At 76.8% G+C, this 25,861-nt stretch carries 24 protein-coding genes; 17 read left to right on the top strand and 7 right to left on the bottom strand.

Annotation, left to right across the window (positions count from 1 at the left end):
* Window positions 1-9 precede the first annotated feature (9 nt).
* Window positions 10-831, top strand: a complete 822-nt coding sequence (locus SJY06_RS16960; RefSeq protein ID WP_380168709.1) for a lysophospholipid acyltransferase family protein — start codon at window positions 10-12, stop codon at window positions 829-831.
* Window positions 828-1,838 (top strand): NAD(P)H-dependent glycerol-3-phosphate dehydrogenase, encoded by a 1,011-nt coding sequence (locus SJY06_RS16955; protein ID WP_380168708.1) that lies wholly within the window; start codon window positions 828-830, stop codon window positions 1,836-1,838. The genes SJY06_RS16960 and SJY06_RS16955 overlap by 4 nt, the downstream gene beginning before the upstream one ends.
* A 4-nt stretch (window positions 1,839-1,842) precedes the next feature.
* On the opposite strand, the gene SJY06_RS16950 is transcribed toward SJY06_RS16955, so the two are convergent.
* Window positions 1,843-3,024, bottom strand: a complete 1,182-nt coding sequence (locus SJY06_RS16950; RefSeq protein WP_380168707.1) for a trans-sulfuration enzyme family protein — start codon at window positions 3,022-3,024, stop codon at window positions 1,843-1,845.
* Between the two features lie 37 nt (window positions 3,025-3,061).
* Between SJY06_RS16950 and SJY06_RS16945 the strand changes: the two genes are divergently transcribed.
* Window positions 3,062-4,213 carry a D-alanine--D-alanine ligase family protein gene (locus tag SJY06_RS16945; protein ID WP_380168706.1) on the top strand — a complete coding sequence of 384 codons (1,152 nt, stop codon included), beginning with the start codon at window positions 3,062-3,064 and terminating at the stop codon, window positions 4,211-4,213.
* A 124-nt stretch (window positions 4,214-4,337) separates the two neighbouring features.
* Window positions 4,338-4,511 carry a hypothetical protein gene (locus tag SJY06_RS16940; protein ID WP_380168705.1) on the top strand — a complete coding sequence of 58 codons (174 nt, stop codon included), beginning with the start codon at window positions 4,338-4,340 and terminating at the stop codon, window positions 4,509-4,511.
* A 7-nt stretch (window positions 4,512-4,518) separates the two neighbouring features.
* Here SJY06_RS16940 and SJY06_RS16935 read toward each other — a convergent pair whose 3' ends face one another.
* Together SJY06_RS16935 and SJY06_RS16930 are read right to left on the bottom strand one after the other, a co-directional pair.
* Window positions 4,519-5,058, bottom strand: coding sequence for a DUF3515 domain-containing protein (locus SJY06_RS16935; RefSeq protein WP_380168704.1), 540 nt, complete (start codon window positions 5,056-5,058; stop codon window positions 4,519-4,521).
* On the bottom strand, window positions 5,037-5,270 hold the full coding sequence (locus tag SJY06_RS16930; protein ID WP_380168703.1) for an Lrp/AsnC family transcriptional regulator: 234 nt from the start codon (window positions 5,268-5,270) through the stop codon (window positions 5,037-5,039). The genes SJY06_RS16935 and SJY06_RS16930 overlap by 22 nt, the downstream gene beginning before the upstream one ends.
* 141 nt (window positions 5,271-5,411) lie before the next feature.
* Here SJY06_RS16930 and SJY06_RS16925 point away from each other — a divergent pair, with 141 nt between their 5' ends.
* Window positions 5,412-6,542, top strand: coding sequence for an AIR synthase related protein (locus SJY06_RS16925; RefSeq protein WP_380168702.1), 1,131 nt, complete (start codon window positions 5,412-5,414; stop codon window positions 6,540-6,542).
* 57 nt (window positions 6,543-6,599) lie between these two features.
* Here the strand turns inward: SJY06_RS16925 and rpmB are convergent, their stop codons facing one another.
* Window positions 6,600-6,785, bottom strand: coding sequence for a 50S ribosomal protein L28 (gene rpmB / locus SJY06_RS16920; RefSeq protein WP_380168701.1), 186 nt, complete (start codon window positions 6,783-6,785; stop codon window positions 6,600-6,602).
* A 203-nt stretch (window positions 6,786-6,988) separates the two neighbouring features.
* Between rpmB and SJY06_RS16915 the strand changes: the two genes are divergently transcribed.
* The 9 genes from SJY06_RS16915 to SJY06_RS16875 all read left to right on the top strand — a co-directional run bounded on the left by SJY06_RS16915 (window position 6,989) and on the right by SJY06_RS16875 (window position 15,631).
* Window positions 6,989-8,854 carry a DAK2 domain-containing protein gene (locus SJY06_RS16915; RefSeq protein WP_380168700.1) on the top strand — a complete coding sequence of 622 codons (1,866 nt, stop codon included), beginning with the start codon at window positions 6,989-6,991 and terminating at the stop codon, window positions 8,852-8,854.
* A complete protein-coding gene (locus SJY06_RS16910; protein WP_380168699.1) occupies window positions 8,851-11,109 on the top strand; it encodes an ATP-dependent DNA helicase RecG in 2,259 nt (752 codons plus the stop codon). Before SJY06_RS16915 ends, SJY06_RS16910 begins: the two co-directional genes overlap by 4 nt.
* 71 nt (window positions 11,110-11,180) lie before the next feature.
* Entirely contained in the window at window positions 11,181-11,744 is a 564-nt protein-coding gene (rsmD, locus tag SJY06_RS16905) for a 16S rRNA (guanine(966)-N(2))-methyltransferase RsmD (protein ID WP_380168698.1), read from the top strand.
* A gap of 5 nt (window positions 11,745-11,749) precedes the next feature.
* Window positions 11,750-12,304, top strand: coding sequence for a pantetheine-phosphate adenylyltransferase (coaD, locus tag SJY06_RS16900; RefSeq protein WP_380168697.1), 555 nt, complete (start codon window positions 11,750-11,752; stop codon window positions 12,302-12,304).
* A gap of 163 nt (window positions 12,305-12,467) precedes the next feature.
* On the top strand, window positions 12,468-13,079 hold the full coding sequence (locus tag SJY06_RS16895; protein ID WP_380168696.1) for a YceD family protein: 612 nt from the start codon (window positions 12,468-12,470) through the stop codon (window positions 13,077-13,079).
* A gap of 1 nt (window position 13,080) precedes the next feature.
* On the top strand, window positions 13,081-13,278 hold the full coding sequence (rpmF, locus tag SJY06_RS16890) for a 50S ribosomal protein L32 (RefSeq protein WP_380168695.1): 198 nt from the start codon (window positions 13,081-13,083) through the stop codon (window positions 13,276-13,278).
* 13 nt (window positions 13,279-13,291) lie between these two features.
* Complete coding sequence (gene rnc, locus SJY06_RS16885; protein WP_380168694.1) at window positions 13,292-14,068, top strand: ribonuclease III; 777 nt, start codon at window positions 13,292-13,294, stop codon at window positions 14,066-14,068.
* Window positions 14,068-14,967, top strand: a complete 900-nt coding sequence (gene mutM / locus SJY06_RS16880; protein WP_380168693.1) for a bifunctional DNA-formamidopyrimidine glycosylase/DNA-(apurinic or apyrimidinic site) lyase — start codon at window positions 14,068-14,070, stop codon at window positions 14,965-14,967. Before rnc ends, mutM begins: the two co-directional genes overlap by 1 nt.
* 34 nt (window positions 14,968-15,001) lie before the next feature.
* Window positions 15,002-15,631 carry a response regulator gene (locus SJY06_RS16875; protein ID WP_380168692.1) on the top strand — a complete coding sequence of 210 codons (630 nt, stop codon included), beginning with the start codon at window positions 15,002-15,004 and terminating at the stop codon, window positions 15,629-15,631.
* A 9-nt stretch (window positions 15,632-15,640) separates the two neighbouring features.
* On the opposite strand, the gene SJY06_RS16870 is transcribed toward SJY06_RS16875, so the two are convergent.
* Window positions 15,641-17,146 carry a GAF domain-containing protein gene (locus tag SJY06_RS16870; RefSeq protein WP_380168691.1) on the bottom strand — a complete coding sequence of 502 codons (1,506 nt, stop codon included), beginning with the start codon at window positions 17,144-17,146 and terminating at the stop codon, window positions 15,641-15,643.
* 93 nt (window positions 17,147-17,239) lie between these two features.
* Between SJY06_RS16870 and SJY06_RS16865 the strand changes: the two genes are divergently transcribed.
* The 3 genes from SJY06_RS16865 (at window position 17,240) to SJY06_RS16855 (ending at window position 22,646) form a co-directional block, all read left to right on the top strand.
* On the top strand, window positions 17,240-21,052 hold the full coding sequence (locus SJY06_RS16865; protein WP_380168690.1) for an AAA family ATPase: 3,813 nt from the start codon (window positions 17,240-17,242) through the stop codon (window positions 21,050-21,052).
* Window positions 21,053-21,072: 20 nt separating this feature from the next.
* Window positions 21,073-22,326: a signal recognition particle-docking protein FtsY gene (gene ftsY / locus SJY06_RS16860; RefSeq protein WP_380168689.1), complete on the top strand. Its 1,254-nt coding sequence runs from the start codon at window positions 21,073-21,075 to the stop codon at window positions 22,324-22,326.
* A 68-nt stretch (window positions 22,327-22,394) separates the two neighbouring features.
* Window positions 22,395-22,646, top strand: coding sequence for a hypothetical protein (locus SJY06_RS16855; RefSeq protein ID WP_380168688.1), 252 nt, complete (start codon window positions 22,395-22,397; stop codon window positions 22,644-22,646).
* Window positions 22,647-22,700: 54 nt separating this feature from the next.
* Here the strand turns inward: SJY06_RS16855 and aceB are convergent, their stop codons facing one another.
* Both aceB and aceA read right to left on the bottom strand, forming a co-directional pair.
* A complete protein-coding gene (gene aceB, locus SJY06_RS16850; RefSeq protein ID WP_380168687.1) occupies window positions 22,701-24,410 on the bottom strand; it encodes a malate synthase A in 1,710 nt (569 codons plus the stop codon).
* Window positions 24,411-24,427: 17 nt separating this feature from the next.
* On the bottom strand, window positions 24,428-25,804 hold the full coding sequence (gene aceA, locus SJY06_RS16845) for an isocitrate lyase (RefSeq protein ID WP_380168686.1): 1,377 nt from the start codon (window positions 25,802-25,804) through the stop codon (window positions 24,428-24,430).
* Window positions 25,805-25,861 lie beyond the last annotated feature (57 nt).

Below are 25,861 nucleotides of genomic sequence, written 5' to 3'. Positions count from 1 at the left end.
GCCGCTGCCGTGACCGAGACGCAGCGGGCGGCACCGCGACCGATGGAGGTGCCCGTGGTCGATCGTCCCGAGACCGCCCGTCGGCTGGGGTGGGGCTACCGGCTGACCCTGCTGGTCTGCCTGCCCCTGCTGCGCCTGGTGACGCGCCGCGACTGGCGCGGCGCCGAGAACCTGCCCGCGACGGGCGGGGTGGTGGCCGTCACGGTGCACGCGTCCAACCTGGACCCGCTGACCTTCGGGCACTACATCCACGGCAACGGCCGCGTCATGCGGTTCCTGGCCAAGGCCAGCCTGTTCCGGGTGCCGGGCCTGGGCGCCCTGCTGCGCAGCGCCCAGCAGATCCCCGTGCACCGCAACACCGGGGACGCCGCGGACGCCTACCGCTCGGCCGTGGCCGCGGTGGAGGCCGGGCAGCTGGTCGCCGTGTTCCCCGAGGGGACGCTCACCCGCGACCCGGACATGTGGCCCATGCGCGGCAAGACGGGAGCGGCCCGGATCGCGCTGGCCACGGGGGCGCCCGTCGTCCCGATCGGGCAGTGGGGCGCCCACCGCGTGCTGCCCCGCTACAGCAAGCGGATCCACCCGTTCCCCCGCAAGACCGTGCACGTGTGGGCGGGGCCGCCGGTGGACCTGGACGACCTGCGAGGGCGCGAGGTCGACGCCGAGGTGCTGCGTGAGGCCACCGACCGGATCATGGCCGCCCTCGTCGCCATCGTGGCCGAGCAGCGCGGCGAGGCCCCGCCGGCCACCCTGTTCGACCCGCGCGCCGCCGGGCTGCCCGAGACCGGCCGGTACGCGCCCGGGCACGACGACGACCGGCCCGTCGCGTGAGCGCCCCGGTCCGGGTGACCGTGCTGGGCAGCGGGTCCTGGGGGACGACCTTCGCCGCCGTCACCGCCGACGCGGGCTGCGAGGCCACCGTGTGGGGCCGGGACCCCGGCGTCGTCGCCGAGATCACCGAGCACCACCGCAACAGCGCGTACCTGCCCGACGTGGACCTGCCCGAGACCCTGCGCGCCACGACGGACGCCGCCGCGGCCGTCGCGACGGCCGACGTGCTGGTCCTGGCGCTGCCGTCCAAGGTGTTGCGCGGCACGCTGGGCCCGCTGACGGCCTCGCTGCGTCCGGACGCCCTGCTGGTCAGCCTGTCCAAGGGCGTGGAGCTCGGCAGCAACCGGCGCATGAGCGAGGTGGTCGCCGAGGTCGCCGGGGTGGCCGCCGACCGTGTGGCCGTGGTGTCGGGCCCCAACCTGGCCCGCGAGATCGCCCTGCACCAGCCGACCGCGACCGTCGTGGCTGCGACCACCGAGGCGGTCGCCGACCAGGTGGCCGCGGCCTGCTCGACCGACTACTTCCGGCCCTACACCAACACCGACGTGGTCGGGGTCGAGATCGCCGGCGCCATGAAGAACGTCATCGCGCTGGCCGTCGGCATGGCCGTGGGCCTGGGGATGGGGGACAACTCCAAGGCGTCCCTGATCACGCGGGGGCTGGCCGAGACCGCCCGGCTGGGGGCGGCGCTGGGGGCGGACCCGCAGACCTTCGCCGGGCTGGCCGGCATGGGCGACCTGGTGGCGACCTGCACCTCGCCGCTCAGCCGCAACCGCACCTTCGGGGAGCAGCTGGGCCTGGGGCGGACGGTCGAGGAGGCCGTCGCGGTCACGCGGCAGACCGCCGAGGGCGTCGGCTCCTGCCGGTCCCTGCTGGCCCTGGCCCGCTCGCTGGACGTCGAGGTGCCCATCACGGAGGCGGTCACGGCCGTCGTGGCCGGCCGGCTGCGCCCGGCCGAGCTGGGGCGGCTGCTGCTGGCCCGCGCCCGCAAGGCCGAGGGCGCCTGAAGGCTCAGGCCCCCGCCGCGGCGTCCAGGGCCTGCCGCAGGTCGGCCCACAGGTCCTCGGCGTTCTCCACCCCGACCGACAGCCGGACCAGGCCCTCGGGCACGGTCGCCACCTCGCCGGGGTGGCGGCGACGGCGCTCCAGCAGCGACTCCACCCCGCCCAGGCTGGTGGCGTTCGTCCACAGCCGGGTGCCGGCCGCGAGCCGCTCGGCGGTGGCGGCGTCGGGCAGGTCCACCGCCAGCACCGAGCCGTAGCCGCTCATCTGCCGGGACGCCACCTGGTGCCCGGGGTCACCGGGCAGGCCCGGGTAGCGGACCCGGTGCACCAGCGGGTGCTCCAGCAGGCGCCCGGCCAGCAGCCCGGCCGTGGCCTGGGACCGCTCCATGCGCACGTCCAGGGTCCGCAGACCGCGCAGGGCCAGCCACGCCTCGAACGGACCGGGAACCGCCCCGGAGCGGGTGCGATGGGCGTGCAGGGCCGCCGCCAGGTCCGGGTCCGCGGTCACCGTCGCGCCCAGGAGCACGTCGGAGTGACCGGCGATGGCCTTGGTCACCGAGTGCACGACGACGTCGACGCCGAGCGCCAGCGGGTTCTGCAGCAACGGGGTGGCGTAGGTGCCGTCGACGACGCTGCGCGCCCCCGTGGCGCGTGCGGCGGCGGCCACGGCGGCCAGGTCCGTGACCTCCATGGTCGGGTTGACCGGGCTCTCGGCCCAGACGAGGTCGGCACCCGGGACCGACGCCAGCAGGGCCGCCGTGTCCGCGGGGTCCACCGTCACCAGGTCGATGCGGCCCGTGTCGCGCAGGTGCGCCAGCAGCGACAGCGTGCCGGAGTAGCCGTGGACGGGGGCCACGACCCGCGCGGGGCCCGTCGCCCCGGTCAGGGCGCGCTCGGCCAGGACGACCTCGACCGCGGCACCGACCGCCGCCAGCCCGGAGCCGAACACCAGGGCCGTGCCTGCCTCCAGGTCGCCCAGCGCGTCCTCCAGGGCCGCCCAGGTGGCCACGCCGGAGCGGGCGTAGTTGACGACGTCGGGGTCGGCCCCGCCGTCGGCGTCGGTCGCGGCGTGCAGCGTCGTCGACAGCTCGACCGGCGGGTTCAGCGGCCCGCCGGGCGTGCGCGGCGGGCGACCGGTGTGCACCAGGCGGGTCGCGGGGGACAGCGGCGCGTCGGGGGAGGGCTCCACGGCCTCAGGGTAGGTCTCGCGACTAGCCTCGCCGTCCATGAGCCCCGACCCGTCCGCCCGTCCCCGCGTCGCCGTACTGTTCGGCGGTCGTTCCGAGGAGCACGGGATCTCCTGCGTCACCGCCTCCGGCGTGCTGGCCGCCGTCGACCGGGACGCCTACGACGTCGTGGCGGTCGGCATCACCCGGGACGGCGCGTGGCTGCTCGTCGACGACGACCCGGCCGTGTGGGCGCTGCGGGGCCGCGACCTGCCGGAGGTCACGACGGCCCACGCCGTGCAGCCGGGACGCCTCCTGCCGGCCACCGACACCGCCGAGCCCGGCCTGGTGCGCGTGCAGGCCGGCGCCGCGCCGGCGCCGCTGGGGGCGGTGGACGTGGTGCTGCCCCTGCTGCACGGGCCCTACGGCGAGGACGGCACCGTGCAGGGCCTGCTGGAGCTGGCCGGCACCCGCTACGTCGGCTCCGGGGTGCTGGCCTCGGCGGCCTGCATGGACAAGCACACGATGAAGGTGCTGCTGCAGCACGCCGGCTTCGCGGTGGCGGACTGGGAGCTGGTGCAGCCGCGGGAGTGGCGCCACGACCCGGCCGCCGTCGTGGCCCGGGTGCAGCGGCTGGGGGCCCCGGTCTTCGTCAAGCCGTCCCGGGCGGGCTCGAGCTTCGGGATCACGCGGGTGGGCGACCCGAGCGACCAGGCCGCCCTGGTCGCGGCGCTGGAGGAGGCCGCCCGGCACGACCCGCGGGTCCTGGTGGAGACCGCCGTGCGCGGCCGCGAGATCGAGTGCGGCGTACTGGGCGGTGCGGGTGACGAGCCCGCCACGGCGAGCGTGTGCGGCGAGATCGTCGTGCTGACCGACGGCTTCTACGACTTCGACGCCAAGTACCTGGACGGCGACGCGGTCCGCCTGGACACCCCCGCCCGGCTCGACCGGGCGGTGGCCGATCGGCTGCGGGCGGAGTCGGTGCGCGCCTTCGAGGCGCTCGGCTGCGAGGGGCTGGCGCGGGTGGACTGGTTCGTCGACGAGTCGGCCCCCGACGGGCCGCGCGCGGTCGTCAACGAGGTCAACACCATGCCCGGCTTCACGGCCACGTCCATGTACCCCCGGCTGTGGGCGGAGGCGGGGGTCGACTACCCCGAGCTGGTGGACCGGCTGCTGCGCCTGGCCCTGGCCCGCGAGGTCGGTCTGCGCTGACCCGGGCTGCGACCGGGGCCGCGGCCCGGGCTGCGGCCGGGGCTCGTCCGGGCCACGATGCCGGGGGCACCGCGACCGGCGGTGGTCGGCGAGCAGCCAGCACGAGCGAGCAGGAGGAGGCGGCATGAGCGAGCAGCCCGACAACGGGTCCACCGGCGGGTCCGACCCGACGGCACCGGGGCACCACGAGGTCCCCCTGGAGGTGCTGGAGCAGGACGAGACCGTGCCGCCGCGGCCCGAGGAGTCGGCCTCCGACGCCGTCACCGAGCGGCGCAGCGAGCCCGGCGAGGGTCGCTAGGCCTGGGTCAGTCGACGCAGACCGACGTCGGCTCGATCGCCTGCAGGGCCTCGCCCAGGCCCGGCAGGACGCTGACGGGCGCCGGGCCGTAGCGGCCGGGGACCTCGACCTCCACGGCCGGGACGCGGCCGTAGGTGCGCACGATGGACCCCGTCCCGTCACCGGCCAGCACGACCCAGTCCACCTCGCCGCCGTCGTCGGTGGGCACGCCCACGCAGGGCTGGGAGGTGGCGCCCAGCGGCTCCACGCCGCAGCGCAGCAGGATGGCGGGGTCGCCCCAGGCCGCGGTGCCGGCCCCGCCCGTCGTGTCCCGCCGGGGCGCGTCGGCGAGCGTGGCGGGCAGCGCGGCCATGACGGTCGCGCACCCGGGGGAGCCGCCCTCGGGGGCGGCCTGGACCGGGACGGCGGCGCTGCAGGCGGACAGCAGCAGCGAACCGCCCAGCACCGCGCCGACCAGCAGCGAGGCGTGCAGCAGCGTGCCGACCGGCCCCGGCCTGCCGGGGCGCCGACCCGGGGGGAGGGGTCTCAGAAGTGGACGACGGGGCACGTCAAGGTGCGCGTGATCCCGGACAGCTCCTGGATCCGGGCCACCACGAGCCGGCCCAGCTCGTCCAGCGTCGCCGCCTGGACCTTGGCCACGACGTCGTAGGGGCCGGTGACGTTCTCCACCGACACGGTCTCGGTCATGCCGCGGATGGCGTCGGAGACGGCACCCGCCTTGCCGACCTCTGTCTGCACGAGGATGAAGGCCTGAACCACCCGCCGACCGTACCGCGACCGGGCCTGCTGCGCGCAGGCGTCGACGTCGCCATGATGGGCCCCGCCCGCCCGCCCGCCCGTCGCGTCGCCCCGCTGTCCTGCCCGCCCCGCCGTCCCGCCGTCCCGCCTGGAGGAACCCTCGTGCCCGTGTCGCCGCAGGACGAGCCGCAGCCGGCCTCCGACGAGCGCACGGTGGCCGAGGTCGGCGAGGACGCGCTGGTCCGTGCCGTGGTGCGGCGTCTGCGTCGCGCGGCCACCACGACGGGCCCGGCGCGGGTCCTGGTCGGCCCCGGTGACGACGCCGCCGTGCTGGGCCTCGACGGGCCGCTGGTCACCAGCACGGACACGCTCGTGGAGGGGGTGGACTTCCGCACCGACTGGTCGGGCGCGCAGGAGGTGGGGCGAAAGGCCGCGGTGCAGGTGCTGGCCGACGTCGAGGCCATGGGAGCCGTCGGCGTGGGGCTGCTCGTCTCGCTCGTCGTCCCCGGCCGGACGCCGGTGGGCTGGTGCCTCGCGCTCGCCGACGGCCTGGCCGACGAGGCCGAGCGGGCCGGGGTGGCGGTGCTGGGCGGTGACGTCGCCGACGGGGGCGCGCTGGTCGTCACCGGGACGTCGTTCGGCGTCCTGACGGGGACGGCGCCCGCCACCACCCGGGCCGGGGCGCGGCCCGGTGACGTCGTCGCGCTGGGCGGCCCGGTGGGGGCGTCCGCGGCCGGCCTCGCGCTGCTGCAGTCCGGCCGGCGCTCCGGGCAGGGGCTGCCCGCCGACCTGGCGGCCGCCGTCGACCGGGTGCTGGCCGTGCACCGGGCGCCCGCGGTCGACCACACCGCGGGGGTGCGGGCGCGCGAGGCGGGGGCCGGCGCCCTGATCGACGTCAGCGACGGGCTGGTGCGCGACGCGACCCGCCTGGCCCGGGCGTCCGGGGTGGAGCTGCGGCTGGCCTCGGGACCGCTCGCCCCCGACGACGACCTGCTGCGGGTGGCCGCCCTGCTGGAGCGGTCCGCGGCGCAGGCGCTGGAGTGGGTGCTCACCAGCGGCGAGGAGCACGCGATGCTCGGCTGCTTCCCGCCCGGGACGACGCTGCCCACCGGCTTCCGGGTCGTGGGCGAGGTCGCGGCCGGGGGGGACGCGGCGGCCGGGGCGGACGGGGCGGCCGGGGCGGACGGGTCAGACGGTGCGGGCGGAGACGGGCCCGCCCCCGCCGTGGTCACGCTCGACGGCGTGCCGTGGCACGGACCCGGCGGGTGGACGCACTACGGCCGCCGACCCTGATCGGGTGCGGCGGCCGTGAGGTGCAGGCGGTGCGGGTCGCGCAGGCGCGACCGGAGGTCAGCGGGTGACCTTGCCCGCCTTCAGGCACGAGGTGCAGACGTTGACCCGCTTCGGCGACCCGCCCACCATCGCGCGAACCCGCTGGATGTTGGGGTTCCAGCGCCGCTTGGTGCGGCGGTGCGAGTGGGAGATGCTGTTGCCGAAGCCGGGGCCCTTGGCGCAGACGTCGCAGGTGGCAGCCACGGGGTATCTCCTAGGAAGTCGGTGTCTGGGCCCTTTGGTGGGCCCGTTCGGGCGGCGGATCCGGTCCGGACCCGCCAGGTGCGTCCCCGGGACTCCCGGTGAGCAACCACGACAGGGTACCCGATGCGGGCGGTGCGTCCGACGCGCGCCGGGCGGGACGCCGTGGGCCGCCGCGTGTCCGGGGGTGCTCGTATCCTCCCGCCATGACCGGGGAGGCGTCGACGCGCGAGCCGGGCGACGACGCCCCGCTGCCGCTGCCGGCCCTCGACGGGCCTGCGCTGCGGCGCTGGGTGGACCTCGTGGCGCGTCGGCTGGCCGGGGCCCGGGCCGAGCTCGACGCCCTCAACGTCTTCCCCGTGCCGGACGGCGACACGGGGACCAACCTGCACCTGACGGTGCGCGGCGCCCTCGACGAGGGCGGGGACGACCTCGCCCGCGCCCTGCTGGTGCACGCCCGGGGCAGCTCGGGGGTGATCGCCAGCCAGCTGGTCCGGGGCTGGTCCGACGTCCTGACGGTCCGGGGGCGGGACCCGCTGGGCGGGGTGGACGGTGCGGGGTTGGCCAAGGCGCTGCGCCGCGGAGACGACCTGGCCTGGGCCGCGGTGGGCGAGCCCGTCGAGGGCACGGTGCTGAGCGTCTCCCGCGCGGCCGCGGCCGCCGCCGAGCGCGCCGTGGCCGACGGGGCCGCGCTGCCGGACGTGGTCGACGCCGTGGTCGACGCCGCGGAGGCCGCGTTGGACCGCACCCCCGGGCAGCTGCCGGCGCTGGCGGCCGCGGGCGTGGTCGACGCCGGCGGGGCCGGGCTCGTGCTGGCCCTGCGGGCGCTGCGGGACGTGGTCGGGTCCACCGGTGGCGCAGGTGGGCCGGCCCGGGCGCCGTGGGCGGACGTCGAGGGAGGGTCCGAACGCTCCGGGTCCGACCTATCCGGGGCCGACCGCTCCGGCGGCGGTGACCTGGCTTCCCGCGGGGTGGCGGGGACCGACCTGGACCCCGACGGCCCGGGCTACGAGGTGATGTACCTGCTGGCCGTGCCCCCGGCGGCGGTGGCCCCTGCGGTCGCGAAGGGGGCGGAGCCTGCTGAAGGAGCCGCCGGAGCCGCCGGGGTTGCCGGGGCCGGTCCGGGCGAGCGGCTGCGCGAGCGCCTGCAGGGGCTCGGGGACAGCGTCGTCGTGGTGGGCGGGGACGGGCTCTGGCACGCGCACGTGCACACCGACGACCCCGGGGGTGCCGTGGAGGCGGGGCTGGCCCTGGGGACCCCGCGGGCCATCCGCATCACCCACTTCGCGGCGGCGAGGGAGGCCGCCGGCCGGGGCGAGGACCGGCACGTCGACCGGCCCTCCGACCGACCCGCGCAGGCGCAGCCCGACCGCCCCGCCGATCCGGCGACGGCGGCCCTGGCGGTGGTGGCCTGCGCCGGCGGGCACGCCACGGCGGAGGTCTGCCGCCAGGCCGGGGCGAGCGTCGTGCCCAGCGCACCGGGGGAGCGGGCCAGCACCGGGCAGGTGCTCCGGGAGGTGCTCGAGGCGGGCCGCCGCACCCGCCGCGTGCTGGTGCTGCCCAACGACGCCGAGACGGCCGCCGTCGCGCACCAGGCCGCCCTGGCCGCGCAGGAGCAGGGGGTCACCGCCGTGGTCGCCCGGTCCCGCTCGCAGGTGCAGGTGCTGGCCGCGCTCGCCGTGGTCGGGGCCGGTGCGGCCAACGACGCCGCCGCCGTGGTGGCCCTGGAGTCGGTCGAGGCCGCGGTGGCGGGCTGTCGCCACGGGGCGGTCGCGGTCGCCGCCCGCGATTGCTCGACCCTGGTGGGCCCGTGCCGGCGCGGCGACCTGGTCGGGACGGTCGGTCGCGAGGTGGTGGCCGTCGGCCGGGACGAGGTCGAGGTCACCGCGGCGGTCGTCGCGGCGCTCGGTGCGGCCACGGCCGAGCTGGTGAGCGTCCTGCCGGGCCAGGACGCGGCGCCCGGCCTGGTGGATCGTCTGCTCGCGGACCTGCGGGCGCGCTTCCCGGGGCCCCAGGTGGACGTCGTGGCCGGCGGGCAGCCGCGCTACCTGCTGCTGCTGGGCTGCGAGTGAGCCGCGACCGGCCGGCGGCGCCGCGACCGCCCTCGCGGCTGGACACCCCGCTGGAGCGTGAGATCGGCCCCAAGACGGCCGAGCGGCTGGAGAGCCTGGGCCTGCGCACGGTCGCCGACCTGCTCGAGCACTACCCCCGCCGGTGGACCGCCCGTGGCGACATGACGTCCTTCGAGGGCCTGCGCGAGGGCGAGCACGTCACGGTGCAGGCGCAGGTCGTGCAGGCCGGCACCCGGCGGATGCGGCAGCGCAAGGGATTCATCACCGAGGTGGTCGTCACCGACGGCAACGGTCGCCTCGACCTGGTGTTCTTCAACCAGCAGTTCCGCGAGAAGCAGCTCGTCCCGGGCCGGGGCGGGTTCTTCTCCGGCAAGGTGAGCCGGCGCGGCGGGCGGCTGCAGCTGCTGCAGCCCGACATGCAGCTGCACGGCACCCCGACGCACGACGAGCTCGACGACGAGTTCAGCCGGGTCGTGGCCGAGGGGTACGTCGACGAGTGGGCGGGCCGGCTCCAGCCGGTCTACCCCGCCACGGCGCGCGCCCAGACCTGGCACGTCGCCGCCGCCCTGGAGCAGGTGCTGGACACCCTGGCCGAGGACGAGGTGCCCGACCCGGTGCCGGCCGAGGTCAGGCAGCGCCACCACCTGCTGCCCCGGCTGGAGGCGCTGCGCCGGCTGCACCGCCCGGCCGACGAGGCCGAGCGGGACGAGGCGGAGCACTCGCTGCGCTTCGCCGAGGCGTTCGTGCTGCAGTCGGGTCTGGTCCGCACCCGCAGCCGGATCAGGACCGTGCCCGCCACCGCCTACGTCCCCCGGTCGGGCGGGCTGCTCGCGCGCTTCGACGAGCAGCTGCCGTTCACGCTGACCGACGGCCAGCGGCGGGTGGGGGAGCAGCTGCTCACCGACCTGGCCTCGGGCACCCCGATGCAGCGCCTGCTGCAGGGCGAGGTCGGCTCCGGCAAGACCCTGGTCGCGCTGCGGGCCATGCTCGCCGTGGTCGAGGCCGGGGGCCAGGCCGTCCTGCTCGCGCCCACCGAGGTGCTCGCGGCGCAGCACCACCGCTCGCTGCTGGCGGCGCTGGGCCCGCTGGGCCGCGGGGGCACCCTGGACGGCGACCCGGACGGCACCTCGCTCACCCTGCTGACCGGTTCGGTGCCCACGGCCGTGCGGCGCAAGGCCCTGCTGGACATCGTCACGGGCGAGGCCGGCATCGTGGTCGGCACCCACGCGCTGCTGAGCGACACCGTGGAGTTCCACGACCTCGGTCTGGTCGTCGTCGACGAGCAGCACCGCTTCGGCGTGGAGCAGCGCGACGCGCTGCGGGCTCGCGGGGTCGGGGTCCACGTGCTGGTGATGACGGCCACGCCCATCCCGCGGACCGTGGCCATGACCGTGTTCGGGGACCTGGACACGTGCGTCCTGGACGAGCTCCCGGCGGGCCGGCGCCCCATCACGACCCACGTCGTCGCCCTGGCCGAGAAGCCCGCCTGGGCGCAGCGGGTCTGGCACCGGGTGCGCGAGGAGGTCGACGCCGGCCGGCAGGCGTTCGTGGTGTGCGGTCGCATCGGTTCCGACGGCAGCGACGAGGAGGCCGTGCTCGCCGAGATGGAGAACGACCTGGCCGGTGACGACGACCGGCCCCCCGCCGCGGCCGTGCTCGACGTCCTGGACCGGTTGCGGGGCGAGCCCGCGCTGGCGGGCTGCCGGGTGGAGATGCTGCACGGTCGCATGGCCGCGGAGGAGAAGGACGCCGTCATGCGCGAGGTGGTCGCGGGGGACGTCGACGTCCTGGTCGCCACCACCGTCATCGAGGTCGGTGTCGACGTGCCGAACGCGACCGTGATGGTGGTCATGGACGCGGACCGGTTCGGGGTGTCGCAGCTGCACCAGCTCCGGGGCCGGATCGGTCGCGGCGGGCACCCCGGCCTGTGCCTGCTGGTGACGTCGCTGCGCGGGCCGTCGGAGTCCCGGGACCGGCTGGAGGCCGTGGCCGCCACGGTCGACGGGTTCGAGCTGGCGCGCTTCGACCTGCGCTCACGCCGTGAGGGCGACGTGCTCGGCTCGGCGCAGTCCGGGGCGCGCTCGTCGCTGCGGCTGCTGCGGGTCGTCGACGACCTGGAGGTGATCACGGCCGCGCGCTCCGAGGCGGAGGCGCTGCTGGCCGCCGACCCCGACCTGGCCGGGCACCCCGAGCTGGCCGAGGCCGTCGAGGTGGCCCTGGCGGGCGGCCGCGAGGCCTACCTGGCCCGGGGCTGACGGGTGCATGCAGATGACGGGGCCATGCAGATGACGCGATCGCGGACGACGACCGGCAGGAGGCGCCGAGCATGAGGATCGTGGCCGGCAGCGCCCGGGGGCGGCGGCTGGCCGTGCCCGCCGGCACGACGACCCGACCCACCAGCGACCGCACCCGCGAGGCGGTCTTCGGCCGGCTCGACGCCTGGGGGGCGGTGTCCGAGGCGCACGTGCTCGACCTGTACTGCGGCTCGGGCGCGCTGGGGCTCGAGGCGTTGAGCCGGGGCGCCGCGTCGGCGGTGGGCGTCGAGGCCGACCGCGCGGCCGCGCGGGTGGCCGGTGACAACGCCCGCACCCTCGACCTGCCGCTGCAGGTGGTCCACGACCGGGTGCAGCGCTGGCTCGACGCCCGACGCGGCCGGGACGACGGGCTGCCCGGCTTCGACCTCGTCCTGCTCGACCCGCCCTACGACGTCCCCGAGGGCACCCTCGGGGCGGTCCTGGCCGGGGTCGCGGACCGGTGCGCGCCGGACGCCGTCGTCGTGGTCGAGCGGTCCGGCCGGAGCCCCGAGCCGACCTGGCCCGAGCCGCTGAGCCCGCTCGAGCCGCGCACCTACGGCGAGACCCGGGTGTGGTTCGCCGAGCGCGTAGCGTGACGGCGGTGAGCAGCCCCCACGACGCCCGCGACGAACCCCCGACGGCCGCGGCGCCCCCGGCGACGGGTGAGGCGCGGATCGCGGTCTGCCCCGGCAGCTACGACCCCGTGACCCTGGGCCACGTGGACGTCATCGCGCGCAGCGCCTCCCTGTTCGACCAGGTCGTGGCGGCCGTGGTGCACAACCCGGGCAAGGCCGGGCTGTTCGGCACCGACGAGCGGGCCGACCTGCTGCGCGAGGTGCTGGCGGCCGACCCCCGCACCGCCACGGCCCGGGTGGACGTCGTCGCCGGCGGGCTCCTGGTCGACTACTGCCGCCGGATCGGCGCCCGGGCCGTGGTCAAGGGCCTGCGCAGCGGCACCGACCTGGCCTACGAGCGGCCGATGGCCCTGATGAACCGCCACCTGACCGGCCTGGAGACCGTGTTCCTGCCGGGCGAGCCGCGCTTCGAGCACGTCTCGTCCTCGTTGGTCAAGGAGGTGGCCCGCAACGGCGGCGACGTCACGGACCTGGTCCCGGCCGCCGTGCTGGCCCCGATGCTGCAGCGGCTGCGTCCCTGACCTGCTCGGCGGCTCCGGTTTGGGAGGCGCCGCTGCTGGCGGTACCTTTGGCGGCTGGCCCTGCGGTGACCTCGTCCCGGCAGGGCCGAGCGTCGCCACCGGGCGACGCAGCAGCCAGGAACCACCGACCGATGAACGCCACCCCACCCAGGAAGGCCCCGCAGTGACTCCGACGGTGCGGCCGGCGCGGCTCGACCCGCGCAAGCCGCTGGTCCTCGACGCGCACGAGCTCGGCCGACGGCCGGGCACCATGCTCCGGGTCCAGCGCACCGTCCCCGCACCCGCGGACCTGGGTAACGGCGTCATCGCGGTGTCGGCCGAGTCCCCGTTGGAGCTCCAGCTGCGGCTGGAGGCCGTCATGGAGGGCGTCCTGGTCTCGGGCACCGTGGCCGGGACCGCGACCGGGGAGTGCGTGCGCTGCCTGGACCCCGTGACCGAGGACGTGCTCGTCGACGTGCAGGAGCTGTTCCTGCACGAGCGGCCGGCCGAGGGCGAGGACGACGAGGAGCTGCCGCTGCTCGACGGCGACCTGCTGGACCTCGAGCCCGTGGTGCGCGACGCCCTCGTCCCGTCCCTGCCGTTCCAGCCGGTGTGCGACCCCGACTGCCCCGGGCTCTGCTCCCGCTGCGGGGCACGCCTGATGGACGACCCCGACCACGGCCACGAGGAGTCGGACCCGCGCTGGTCCGCCCTGCAGGCCCTCACGCTGACCGACCAGAACGACGGGACGGCGACCCCCGCCGACCCCGACCGCACACAGGAAGAGACGAACTGAGATGGCCGTCCCGAAGCGGAAGATGTCCCGCAGCAACACCCGGTCCCGTCGGGCCAACTGGAAGGCTGCCCCGCTGACCCTGACCACCTGCCCGCAGTGCCGCGCGGTGCGTCGCCCCCACATGGCGTGCCCCACCTGCGGTGCGTACGACCAGCGTCGCTACAACGAGGCGCTGCGCAACGACAACGAGCAGGCCTGAGCCCACGCCGGGCGTGAGTCCGACCCACCCCGAGCGCGCCGCCCTGGCGGAGGCGCTCGGGGTCTCGTTGTCCCCCGAGGGGCTCCGGCACGCCCTGGTGCACCGGTCGTTCGCCTACGAGAACGGGCAGGTGCCGACCAACGAGCGCCTGGAGTTCCTGGGCGACGCCGTGCTCCAGCTGGCCGTCACCGAGGAGCTGTACGCCCGGCACCCCGACGCCGACGAGGGCCTGCTGTCGCGGATGCGGATCGCGGTCGTCAGCAAGCCCGCACTCGCCTCGATCGCCCGCACCCTGGGCGTCGGCGACGCCATGCTGCTGGGCCGGGGCGAGGAGCTGACGGGCGGCCGGGACCGCGACTCCCTGCTGGCCGACACCGTCGAGGCCCTGATCGGGGCCGTGCACATCGAGCGCGGACCCGACGCCGCCCGCGACCTGGTCCTGCGGATCACCGCCGACCTGCTGGCCGCCGCGCCCGGTGAGGGGGTCGACCACGACCACAAGACGGTCCTGCAGGTGCTGGCGGCCGAGCGCGGCCTGACCCCGCCCAGCTACCAGCTGAGCCACTCCGGCCCGCCGCACGACCCCGAGTTCACGGCGGTCGTCGAGCTGGGACCGGGGACGTCGGCGCCGACAGGCCCCGACGGGTCGCCGGAGCAGGCCCCGGTGGTGGGTCGGGGCACCGGTCGCAGCAAGAAGCTCGCCGAGCAGGCCGCGGCCGCCGACCTGGTCCGCGCCCTGCGGTCCGGGAACGCGACCGACCGGGCGCCCGCCGCGACGCCGGAGGCCTAGTGCCGGAGCTGCCCGAGGTGGAGAGCGTCCGCCGCGGCCTGGCCGGGCTGGTCGTGGGCGCCCGGGTCGAGTCGGTGCGGATCGTGCACCCCCGGCTGGTCCGGCGTCAGCCCGAGGGTCCCGCGGCCTTCGCCGGGCTGCTGCGGGGGGCCCGCCTGCTGGCCCCGCGGCGGCGGGGCAAGTTCCTCTGGCTGCCGCTGGAGCGCGACCCGGTGGCGGGTCCTGGCGTCGGGCCCGACGCCCTGGTCGTGCACCTGGGCATGTCCGGGCAGGTCAGGGTGGTCGAGCGGGAGGACCCGGTGCACCCGCACACCCGGGTGGTGGCGCGGCTGGACGACGGCCGCGACCTGCGTTTCGTCGACATGCGGATGTTCGGCCGGCTCGAGGTGGACGAGCTGCTGCCCACCCCGGACGTGCCGGACGACAGCGTGCCCGCCCTCGCGCTGCACATCGGCCGGGACCCGCTGGACCCGCACTTCGACGAGGTGGTGTGGGCCGACCGGCTGCGACGACGCCGGACCGGGCTCAAGCGCGCCCTGCTGGACCAGACGCTGGCCAGCGGCATCGGCAACATCTACGCCGACGAGGCGCTGTGGCGGTCCCGGCTGCACTGGGCCCGACCGACCGAGACGCTGCCCCGGGCCGCGGCGCTGGAGCTGCTCGGTCACGTCCGCGACGTCATGGCCGCGTCGATGGCCTCGGGCGGCACGTCCTTCGACGCCCTGTACGTCGACGTCAACGGCGAGTCGGGCTACTACGACCGCGCCCTGTCCGCCTACGGCCGGGAGGGCCTGCCGTGCCCGCGGTGCGGCACCGCCGTGGTGCGGGAGGCCTGGACCAACCGCTCGTCGTTCCGCTGCCCCGCCTGCCAGCCGCGGCCGCGACGCGCGCGGGTCTGAGCCCGGGAGGGGCCCGGTCGCTACCCTGGCCCGCATGCCGACGCCACCCGTGCGGGTCATGGTCGTCGACGACCACGAGGTGGTCCGTCGCGGGGTCGTCGACGTCTGCGACGCGGACCCGGCGCTGCAGGTCGTGGCCGAGGCGGCCGGGGTGGCCGAGGGCCTGCGCCGGGGGGCGGCCGTGCGACCCGACGTGGCGCTGGTCGACCTGCACCTGCCCGACGGCACGGGCATCGACCTGATGCGGGGCCTGGGCGAGGTGTCCCCGGGCACCCGCTTCGTGGTGCTGACCAGCTTCGACGACGACGCCTACGCCGCGGAGGCGCTCACGGTGGGGGCGGCGGCGTTCGTCCTCAAGACCGTCCGGGGCACCCAGATCGCCGAGACGGTCGTCGCGGTGGCCGCGGGCCGGGTGATGCTCGACGAGCGGGCCCTGCAGCGGCGCCGGGACCGGACCGAGGACCCGCTGTCGGTGCTCACCCCCACGGAGCGGCTGGTCCTGGAGTGCATCGGTGACGGGCTGAGCAACCGGGAGAGCGGCGAGCGGCTGGGCGTCAGCGAGAAGACGGTCAAGAACCACGTCACCGCCGTCATGGCCAAGCTGGGCTTCAAGCGTCGCACCCAGGCGGCCGCCTGGGTCGCCTCGCACGCCCGCCGCTCCTGACCGACCGGCTCAGGCCAGGGGGACCGACCACTCCACCCGCGTCCCGCCGGACGGGCGCGGCAGGACCGTGCAGCCGCCGCCGTGCTGGCGGGCCCGCTCCTGCAGGTTGCCCAGCCCGCTGGTGCGTCGCGGCGACGCGGGCACCCCCACCCCGTCGTCGCTGACCACCAGCCGCAGCCGGCCGTCGCGCACGGCCAGGTCGACCGTGGCGGCGGAGGCCCGGGAGTGGCGGGCGACGTTGGCCAGGGCCTCGCCCAGCGCGGCGACCAGGTCGTGCACGAGCAGGGGGTCCCAGGACGCGGTCTGCTCCGGGTCGGTGCGGTCGTGCAGCACCGGCCGGAAGCCGAGCACGACGGCCGCCTCGGCCACGGTCCGCGCCACCTGCTGGGACGGGGTGGCCGTGGCCACCGGCCGGAGCGGTCGCAGCGTGGCCCGGATGTGCCCGACGGCGGTGTCCAGGCCGTCCAGGGCCGAGTCGACGTGCCCGACCATGCCGTCCCCGCCCGGCAGCACCAGCCGGAGCCGACCCAGCTCGATGCCCACCGCGAAGAGCTGCTGGACGGCCAGGTCGTGCAGGTCGCGGGCGATCCGGGCCCGCTCGTCGAGCAGCACCTTGTCCTCGCCGTGGCGCCGTTCGGCGGCCAGGCGCATCGACAGCGAGGCCTGCGCGGCGAAGCTCTCGGCCCCCGCGATGTCGTCGGGCCCGAACCGGCGGTGCCCGTCCGCCCGGACGAGCACCAGCACCCCGGTCTCGCCCTCGCCGTCGGCCATGGGGCAGGACACGGTGTCGCCCAGCGAGCGCACGGCCGCCAGCCCCATGCCCACCAGCCGGTGCGAGCCGACACCCCCGGCGACGACCTCGACCACCAGCCCGCCGTCGCGGCCGGGCAGGGCCAGCACGGCGGCGTCGGCCTCGGCCACGTCCCGGGCGTTCTGGACCACCACCGCCAGGGCGTCCTCCTCGTCCAGGCCCCCCAGCAGCGCCGCGGTCACCGCGCCCGACGCCGCGGCCCACTGCTCACGGTTGCGGGCGCTCCGGTAGAGCCGGGCGTTGTCCACCGCGACCGACGCGGCCGCCGCCAGCGCCTCCACCGTCGTCCGGTCCTCGTCGTCGAAGCCGCCCGCCTTGTCGGTCAGGTACAGGTTGCCGAAGGTGGTCCCACGCACCCGCAGCGGCACCCCCAGGAACGAGCCCATCGGCGGGTGACCGGGCGGGAAGCCGACCGAGACGGGGTGGGACTTGATGTCCTCGGCCACCACGGTGGTGCGCTCGCGGGTGATCAGGCCGAGCACGCCGTGGCCCCGGGGCAGCTCACCCATGGCGGCCACCTGCGCCGGGGTGAGGCCGACGTGACGGAACTCCTCGTGCAGCCCGTCCGGGCCCAGCACGCCGATGGCCGCGTAGCGGGCGCCCGTGGCCTCGCGTGCGGCCTCGATCAGCCGGTCGAGCACGACCGGCAGGTCGAGACCCTCCGCGATCTGCGCGACCACGCGCACCAGCTCGTCCTGCACCACGCGCTGAGCCTAGGCGGCCGGCCCCGGAGCCACCCGGGACCAACGTCACCGCGTCCGGCGGAGCACGGGGCCCCGACCACTAACCTCTCTCCGGTGTACCTGTCGTCGCTGACCCTCCGCGGGTTCAAGTCGTTCGCCTCGGCGACGACGCTGCGGCTGGAACCGGGCATCACCTGCGTGGTCGGGCCCAACGGCTCGGGCAAGTCCAACGTGGTCGACGCCATCGCCTGGGTGCTGGGCGAGCAGGGCGCGCGCACGCTGCGCGGCGGCAGCATGGCCGACGTCATCTTCGCCGGCACCGCGACCCGGGCCCCGCTGGGACGGGCCGAGGTGGTGCTGACCTTCGACAACTCCGACGGTGCGATCGGCGAGGGCACGGCCGAGGTGTCGGTGACCCGGACCATGTTCCGGGCCGGCGGCAGCGAGTACGCCATCAACGGCCGCTCCTGCCGGCTGCTGGATGTGCAGGAGATGCTCGGCGACGCCGGCATCGGCCGGGAGCTGCACGTGGTGGTGGGCCAGGGCCGGGTCGACGCGGTCCTGCAGGCCACGCCGGAGGAGCGCCGCGCGTTCGTCGAGGAGGCCGCCGGGGTCCTCAAGCACCGCAAGCGCAAGGAGAAGGCGCTGCGCAAGCTGGCGGCGATGGACGGCAACCTGGTCCGCCTCGCCGACCTCACCACGGAGATCTCCCGGCAGCTGAAGCCGCTGGGCCGCCAGGCCGACACGGCCCGGCGCGCCCGCCGCATCGCCGCCGACGCCCGGGACGCCCGGCTGCGCCTGCTGGCCGACGACGTCGCCGCCGCGCGCGGCGCGCTGGGGGGGCACGACGGTCCCGGACCCGCCGCCCAGCGGCTGGCCGACGTGGCCTCCCGGCTGGCCGAGGCCGAGCAGGCCGCCGCCCGGGCCGCGGCGGAGGAGTCGCGGGTGCGGCCCCGGGCGCACGCCTGGGCCGACCAGCTGGGCCGGGCGCGGACCGTGTCCGACCGGCTGCGGGCCACGGCGCGGGTGGCCGACGAGCGCGCCCGGCTGCTGGCCGAGCCCGGCCCGGCCGGTGGGGCCGACCTCGACGAGCTGGCGGCGGCGGCCGAGCGGGCCGCGACCGACGCGGCCGGGCTGGCCGCCCAGGTCGAGGGTGCGCACGCCGAGCTGGAGGCGACCGGGGAACGGCGCGCGCAGGCCGAGCAGGTGCACGAGCAGGCCGAGAAGGCCGCCCGGGAGCACGCGGTCGAACGCTCCCGCCGCTCGGAGGCCATCGCGCGGCTGCGAGGCACCGTGTCCACGCTGCGGGGGCGCTGCGAGTCCGCCGACGCCGAGGCCGAGCGCGTGGCCCGCACCCTGGCCGAGGCGGAGCAGCGGCGGGCGGACGCCGCGGCGCGCTTCGAGGAGCTCCGCCGGGAGGGGGCCGGGACGGAGGCCGGGGCCGGGACGGACGCCGGGGCCGGGACGGACGACGCACCGGGCCCGGTCGCGGGCGGGCCGGGTGCCGACGAGCAGGACCCGGTCGCGCGGGCGGTCGCCGCCCACGAGCGCGCCGTGGCCGAGCACTCGGTGGCGGCCGACGCCCTGCGCGAGGCCGAGTCCGGTGAGCGGGTCGCCGACCGCGAACGGGCGGCGCTGCTGGCCCGGCGGGACGCCCTGGCCTCCACCACCGTGCCGGTGGACGCCACCGCCGGTGTGCTGGAGCGCGGCGAGGGCGTGGTCGGCCTGCTGTCCTCGCTGCTGCGGGTGCAGCCGGGGCACGAGCACGCCGTGGCCGCGGCCCTGGGACCCGACGCCGACGCCGTGGCGATGGCCTCGCTGGCCGACGCGACCGCGGCCGTCGAGCGGCTGCACGACGTCGACGGCGGCCGGGTGGCCCTGGTCGTGCCGGCCGCCACCCCGCACGCGCAGGACAGCACCCTGCCCGGGCTGGGGGAGCTCGACGACGTCCGGCTGCCCGAGGGCATGCGCCCGGCCGCCGACCTCGTGCTGGGCGACGGCCCGGTGTCGGCGTGGGCCCGGCACCGGCTGGCCCGGACGCTGGTCGTCGCCGACCTGGCCCAGGGCCGGGCCCTGCTGGAGACGGCCGGGGGCGCGGCCGACGCCCTGGTCGTCGTGACGATGATCGGCGACGTGCTCACGGTGGACGCCCTGCGCGGCGGGTCGGGCGCCGCGCCGTCGCTGCTGGAGCGGCAGGCGGTGCTCGACGACGCCGAGCGGGAGCTGGTCGAGGCCGAGAAGGTGCTGGCCCGCGCCCGGGACGGGGTCCGCGCCGCGCGCGAGGTCGCCACCACCGCCCGGACCGCGCTGGACCGGGCGGAGGCCGAGCGCTCGGCCCTCGACGCCCGGATGAGCGCCCTGGCCGAGCAGCTGGGAGCGGTGTCGGCCCAGGTCCGGGCCGCGGCCGACGAGGCCGACCGTGCGCGGGCCGGGGCCGAGCAGATCGCCGCCCGCCGGGCCGGCTACGGCGCCGAGCTGGCCGCGGCCGAGCAGGCCCTGGCCGAGGCCGAGGCCGAGGAGCTGGCCGCCGAGGTGGCCCAGGCCGACGACGGGACCGGTGACCAAGGCGCCGGTGACGACGGGACCGGTGAAGGCGGTGCCGGCGACGGGACCGGTGCCGGTGACGGCGGGTCCGGCGGGGCCGGCGACGAGCCGGGCCCCCGGGACGTGGCCGGTCTGCAGCGCCGCGCGCGTGACGCCCGGCAGGCCGAGACCGAGGCCCGGCTGCGGGCCAGGACCGCCGAGGAACGCGCGCGCGCCGCGGCCGAACGCGCCGAGGCGGCCACCCGGGCGCTGGAGCGGGCCCGGGCCGAGCAGGCCGCCCAGGCCGAGCGGCAGGCCCGCCGGGTGCGCGCGGCCACCGAGGCGCGCGAGGTGCTGACCGACGCCTCGCACGCGGTCGAGGCCGCGTCCCGGGTGCTGGAGCGGGTCCAGGCCGGCGAGGCGGCCGCCCGCCGGGCGCGCGAGGAGGTGCAGCGCGCCGCCCGCGACGCGGCGGCCGCGGTGCAGGCCCTGAGCGGTGAGCACTCCCGGCTCGTGGCCGCCTCGCACGCCGAGGAGCTGGCCCGTACCGAGCAGCGGCTGCGCCTGGAGCAGCTGGTCGAGCTGGCCCGGGACGAGCACGGCCTGGAGCCGGACGCGCTGGTCGAGCAGTACGGCCCGGAGGTCCCCGTGCCCGTCCTCGACGACCGGCCCGCCGACGGGTCATCCGACGGCTCCGACGGGGCCGACGGGGGGCCGGCGCCGGCCGAGCCCGTCACCGAGCCCTTCGACCGGACCCGGCAGCAGCGGCGGCTGCGGGCGGCCGAGCGTGGCCTGGCCGAGCTCGGCACGGTCAACCCGCTGGCCATGGAGGAGTACACGGCGCTGGAGGAGCGGCACCGGTTCCTGCTGCAGCAGCAGCAGGACCTGTCCAGCTCCAAGAAGGACCTGCTGGGCATCATCCGCGACGTCGACGAGCGGGTCGAGCAGGTCGTGAGCGCCGCCTACGCCGACACCGCGCGGGAGTTCGAGCAGATCATCCCCCGGCTGTTCCCCGGCGGGGTGGGCCGGCTGGTGCTGACCGAGCCCGACGACATCCTCACCACCGGCATCGAGGTCGAGGCCCGGCCCGCCGGCAAGACGGTCAAGCGGATGAGCCTGCTGTCCGGCGGCGAGCGGACCCTCGTGGCGCTGGCGTTCCTGGTGGCGCTGTTCAAGGCCCGGCCGAGCCCGTTCTACGTCCTGGACGAGATCGAGGCCGCCCTCGACGACGCCAACCTGGGCCGCCTGCTGGTGCTCATGGAGGAGCTGCGCCAGTCCAGCCAGCTGCTCGTCGTCACGCACCAGAAGCGCACGATGGAGGCGGCGGACGCCCTGTACGGGGTCAGCATGCGCGGTGACGGCGTCTCGATGGTGGTCAGCCAGCGGCTGCGCGAGGTGGGCTGAGGCGCTGCCAGACTGGGCCCGTGCTTGAGACCACCACCCTGGACCTGCTCGCAGCCTCGGCCCTGTCGCCCGACGAGACCACCTGGATCGTCGTCGCCGGTGCGCTCGGCGTCCCGGTCGTCATCGGCCTGGTCGTCGGCCTGCTGCGCCGCGGTCGCCGCCCGTCGGGCCCGACCACCGACGACCGGCCCCGCCCGGGTGTCGACTACGCCCCGGGCGTCGGCGACGACGCGGGCGAGCCGGTCGACACCCCGCGCCGCGACGTGCAGACCATCGAGCTGCCCGACGCCGTCGGGCCCGACGTGCTGGACGTGCCGGTGCCCGGGCCGCCGGCCGTGGAGACCCCCGATGAGGTCGTCGGCCGGCTCGGCCGGCTGCGGGCCCGGCTGGCCCGGTCCAACAACGCCCTCGGCAAGGGCCTGCTGGCCCTGCTCAGCCGCGACACCGTCGACGAGGCGACCTGGGAGGAGATCGAGGAGACCCTGATCGCCGCCGACCTGGGCACCGGTCCGTCGCTGGAGCTGGTCGAGCGCCTCCGCAGCCGCCTGGCGGCCGAGGGCGGCGGCGGCGTCCGGGCCCTGCTGCGCAGCGAGCTGGTGCGCGCGGTCGACCCCACCTTCGACCGCAGCCTGGCGGTGACCCCCACCCCCGGCGAGGGCGCGCACCGTCCCGCGGTCGTGCTGGTCGTCGGCGTCAACGGCGTCGGCAAGACCACCACGGTGGGCAAGCTCGCCCGCGTGCTCGTGGCTCAGGACAAGGACGTCGTGCTGGGTGCGGCCGACACGTTCCGGGCCGCGGCCGCCGAGCAGCTGACGACCTGGGGTGAGCGGGTCGGGGTGCCGACCGTCCGCAGCGAGGTCGAGGGCGCCGACCCCGCCGCCGTCGCGTTCGACGCCGTCAAGGCCGGCGTCGACCTGGAGGCCGACGTGGTGCTGGTCGACACCGCCGGCCGGCTGCAGAACAAGCGCGACCTGATGGACGAGCTGGGCAAGGTCAAGCGCGTGCTCGAGCGCCACGGCCCCGTCGACGAGGTGCTGCTCGTGCTCGACGCCACCACGGGCCAGAACGGCCTGACCCAGGCCCGGGTGTTCGCCGAGGCCGTCGCGGTGACCGGCATCGTGCTCACCAAGCTCGACGGCACGGCCAAGGGCGGCATCGTGGTGGCCGTTCAGCGCGAGCTCGGGGTGCCGGTCAAGCTGGTCGGCCTCGGCGAGGGCGCCGACGACCTCGCCCCCTTCGAGGCCGAGGCGTTCGTGGACGCCCTGCTGGACTGAGCGTCACGACCGTGGGGGAGGGGCCGGGGCTGCCGCGACAGCGAGGAGGTCAGGGGGACCGCTCGCCCGTGCCGGGCGAGGTGGTGTCCTCCCGGCGCGACGACGAGCCCCTGCTGGGCGGGGCCCCGCGCCGGCTCATGGTCAGGCTGTTCGTGCTGGCCGGGGTGCCGGGTCTCGCGGTCCCGGGGGTGCTGCTCCTGGTGCTCGACGACCCGGCGACGTGGGCCCTGGTGCGGCTCGGGACCGGGGTCGCCGTCCTGTGCCTCACGGTCGGCTGGCGGATCCTGCGGGTGCTGCACCGGGCGGGCCGCCTGCGCTGAGGCAGACGACCCGCCCGGGCCGCTCGCACGAACCCGGTCAGGCCACGCACCCGGTCAGGCCACGCACCCGGTCAGGTCGAGGGAGTCCGCGGCCAGGTCGAGCGCCTCGGCCGGCGCCCCGACCAGGGTGACGAGGTGCCGGGCGTAGGCCCGCGTGGTGAGGAAGGCCGGCAGCCGCTCGGCCAGCACGGCCTCGGCCAGCAGGTCCGCCGCGGCGGCGAGCCGTTGCGGGTCGCCGCCCGCCGCCCGGGCCGCCGCCCGTTCCTGCGCCAGCAGGTCCCGGACCAGCTCCGGCGTCACGGTCGTGCCGTCGGCCAGGACGACCTCCTCGCGCAGCCAGTGCCACACCTGGGAGCGGGAGATCTCGGCCGTGGCCGCGTCCTCCATCAGCCCGTGCAGCGCCACGGCCCCCTGCCCGCCCAGCCACGCCGTCAGGTACTGCAGCGCGACGGACAGGTTCTGCCGCAGCCCGCCGGCCGTGACCTCGCCGGGCGTGGCCCCGACGTCCAGCAGGTCGGCCGCGGTGACGGCCACCTCCGGGCGGTGCCGGTGCACCTGGTTGGGCCGGTGGCCCAGCACGGCGTCGAAGACCTCGCGGCAGGTCCCCACCAGGCCCGGGTGCGCCACCCAGGAGCCGTCGAAGCCGTCCGCGGCCTCGCGCTGCTTGTCGGCGCGGACCGCGGCCACGGCCGCCGCCGTGCGCCCGGGGTCCGCGCGGTCCGGCACCGCCGCGGCCATCCCGCCGATCGCGTGGGCGCCCCGCTTGTGGCAGGTCGCGACCAGCAGCTCGGTGTAGGCGCGCATGAACGGGGCCGTCATGGTGACGTCGGCCCGGTCCGGCAGCAGGTAGTCCCCGCCGCGGGTGCCGTAGGTCTTGATGACGCTGAACACGTAGTCCCAGCGGCCCGCGTTCAGCCCGGCGGCGTGCTCGCGCAGCTCGTAGAGGATCTCCTCCATCTCGAACGCCGCCGGCAGGGTCTCGATCAGCACCGTGGCCCGGATCGTGCCGCGGGGCAGGCCGAGCAGGGCCTGCGCGGTGACGAACACGTCGTTCCACAGCCTCGCCTCGTGGTGGCTCTCGAGCTTGGGCAGGTAGAAGTACGGGCCGCGGCCGGCCTGCAGCTGCAGCCGGGCGCAGTGGAACAGGTACAGCCCGAAGTCCACCAGCGCCCCCGCCAGCGGCCGGCCGTCGATGCGCAGGTGCTTCTCCGGCAGGTGCCAGCCGCGCGGGCGGACGACGACGGTCGGGGTGCGCCCGTCGGCGTCGCCGGTCACCTCGTAGCGGCGCCCGTCGGGGGAGTCCCAGGTCAGCTCGCCCAGGCTGGCGTCCAGCAGGTTGAGCTGACCGCCGACGACGTTGTCCCAGGTGGGGCTGGTGGCGTCCTCCTGGTCGGCCAGCCAGACCCGGGCCCCGGAGTTCAGGGCGTTGATCGCCATCTTGCGGTCGGTCTGGCCGGTGATCTCGACCCGGCGGTCGACCAGGCCGGGGGCGGGCGGGGCCACCTTCCAGCTGGGGTCGGTGCGGATCCACCGCGTGTCGGCCCGGAAGCCCAGGTCGGCGCCGGCCTCGACGGCCTCGCGGCGCCGGGTGCGGGCGGCCAGCAGCTCGCAGCGCTGCTCGGCGAAGGCCTGGTCCAGCCGGCCGACGAACGCCAGCGCCTCGGGCGTCAGGATGCGCTCGTAGCCTGCTCGCACCGGGCCGAGCACGTCGACCCGGGCCGGGCGGGGCGAGCGGGCGTCGAGGGAGATCTCGGTCAGCGTCATGGTCTGGTCCCTGCCTCTCAGTGGAACTGCTCGGACTCGGTGGACCCCGTCAGCGCGAGGGTCGACCCGGTGGGGTTGAGCGCGGTGGCGACCGCGTCGAAGTAGCCCGTGCCGACCTCGGCCTGGTGCTTGACGGCGGTGTAGCCGCGGTCGGCGGCGGCGAACTCGGCCTGCTGCAGCTCCACGTAGGCGCTCATCCCGCGCCGGGCGTAGCCGTGGGCCAGGTCGAACATCGAGTGGTTGAGGGCGTGGAACCCGGCCAGGGTGATGAACTGGAACCGGTAGCCCATCGCGGCCAGCTCGCGCTGGAACCGGGCGATCGTGTCGTCGTCCAGGTAGGCCTTCCAGTTGAAGCTGGGCGAGCAGTTGTAGGCCAGCATCTTGCCGGGGTGCTCGGCGTGGACGGCCTCGGCGACGGCGCGGGCCTGCTCGAGGTCGGGCGTGCCGGTCTCGACCCAGATCAGGTCCGCGTAGGGCGCGTAGGCGAGCGCCCGGCTGATGACGGGCGCCATGCCGTTGCGGACCCGGTAGAAGCCCTCGGCGGTGCGCTCGCCGGTGCAGAACTGCTGGTCGCGGGGGTCGACGTCGCTGGTCAGCAGGTCCGCGGCGAGCGAGTCCGTGCGCGCCACGACCAGGGTCCGGGTGCCCGAGACGTCCGCGGCCAGGCGGGCGGCGTTCAGGGTGCGGATGTGCTGCTGGGTGGGGACCAGCACCTTGCCGCCCAGGTGGCCGCACTTCTTCTCCGACGCGAGCTGGTCCTCCCAGTGCACGCCCGCCGCGCCGGAGGCGATCATCTGCTTCATCAGCTCGAAGGCGTTGAGCGGGCCGCCGAAGCCGGCCTCGGCGTCGGCCACGATCGGGGCCAGCCAGTCCGTGGGCCCGTCGGTCTCACCGGTCTGGTGGCCGATCTGGTCGGCCCGCAGCAGCGCGTTGTTGATGCGACGGACCACGGCGGGCACGGAGTTGGCCGGGTACAGCGACTGGTCGGGGTAGGTCTGCCCGGAGAGGTTGGCGTCGGCGGCCACCTGCCAGCCGGACAGGTAGATCGCCTCGAGGCCGGCGCGGACCATCTGCACGGCCTGGTTGCCGGTCAGCGCCCCCAGGGCGGGCACGTGGGTCCGCTCGCCCAGCAGCCGCCAGAGCCGCTCCGCGCCGCGGCGGGCCAGGGTGTGCTCCTCGGCGACGCGACCGCGCAGCCGGACCACGTCCTCGGCGGTGTACGTGCGCTCGATCCCGGCCCAGCGCGGGTCGGTGGCCCACTCGTGGGCCAGGTCGCCCGCGCTGGGCAGGGAGCGGTCCAGGAGGTCGGGAGAGGGGGTGACCGGGGTCCCCGCGGTGACCTCCACCGCGTGCTGCTCGTCGGCGCCGGTCGGGGTGGGGAAGGTCGTGGTCATGGTGATCTCCTCACGTGCCCCGGGGCCACCGTGGCCCCGGTGAGAGGACTCTGCAGC

Source organism: Jannaschia sp. R86511 (assembly GCF_042466345.1).
GTDB lineage: Bacteria > Actinomycetota > Actinomycetes > Actinomycetales > JBBAYJ01 > Aquipuribacter.
Note: the sequence above shows the minus strand (reverse complement) of the source record. Positions and strands in the feature narration are given on the sequence as shown.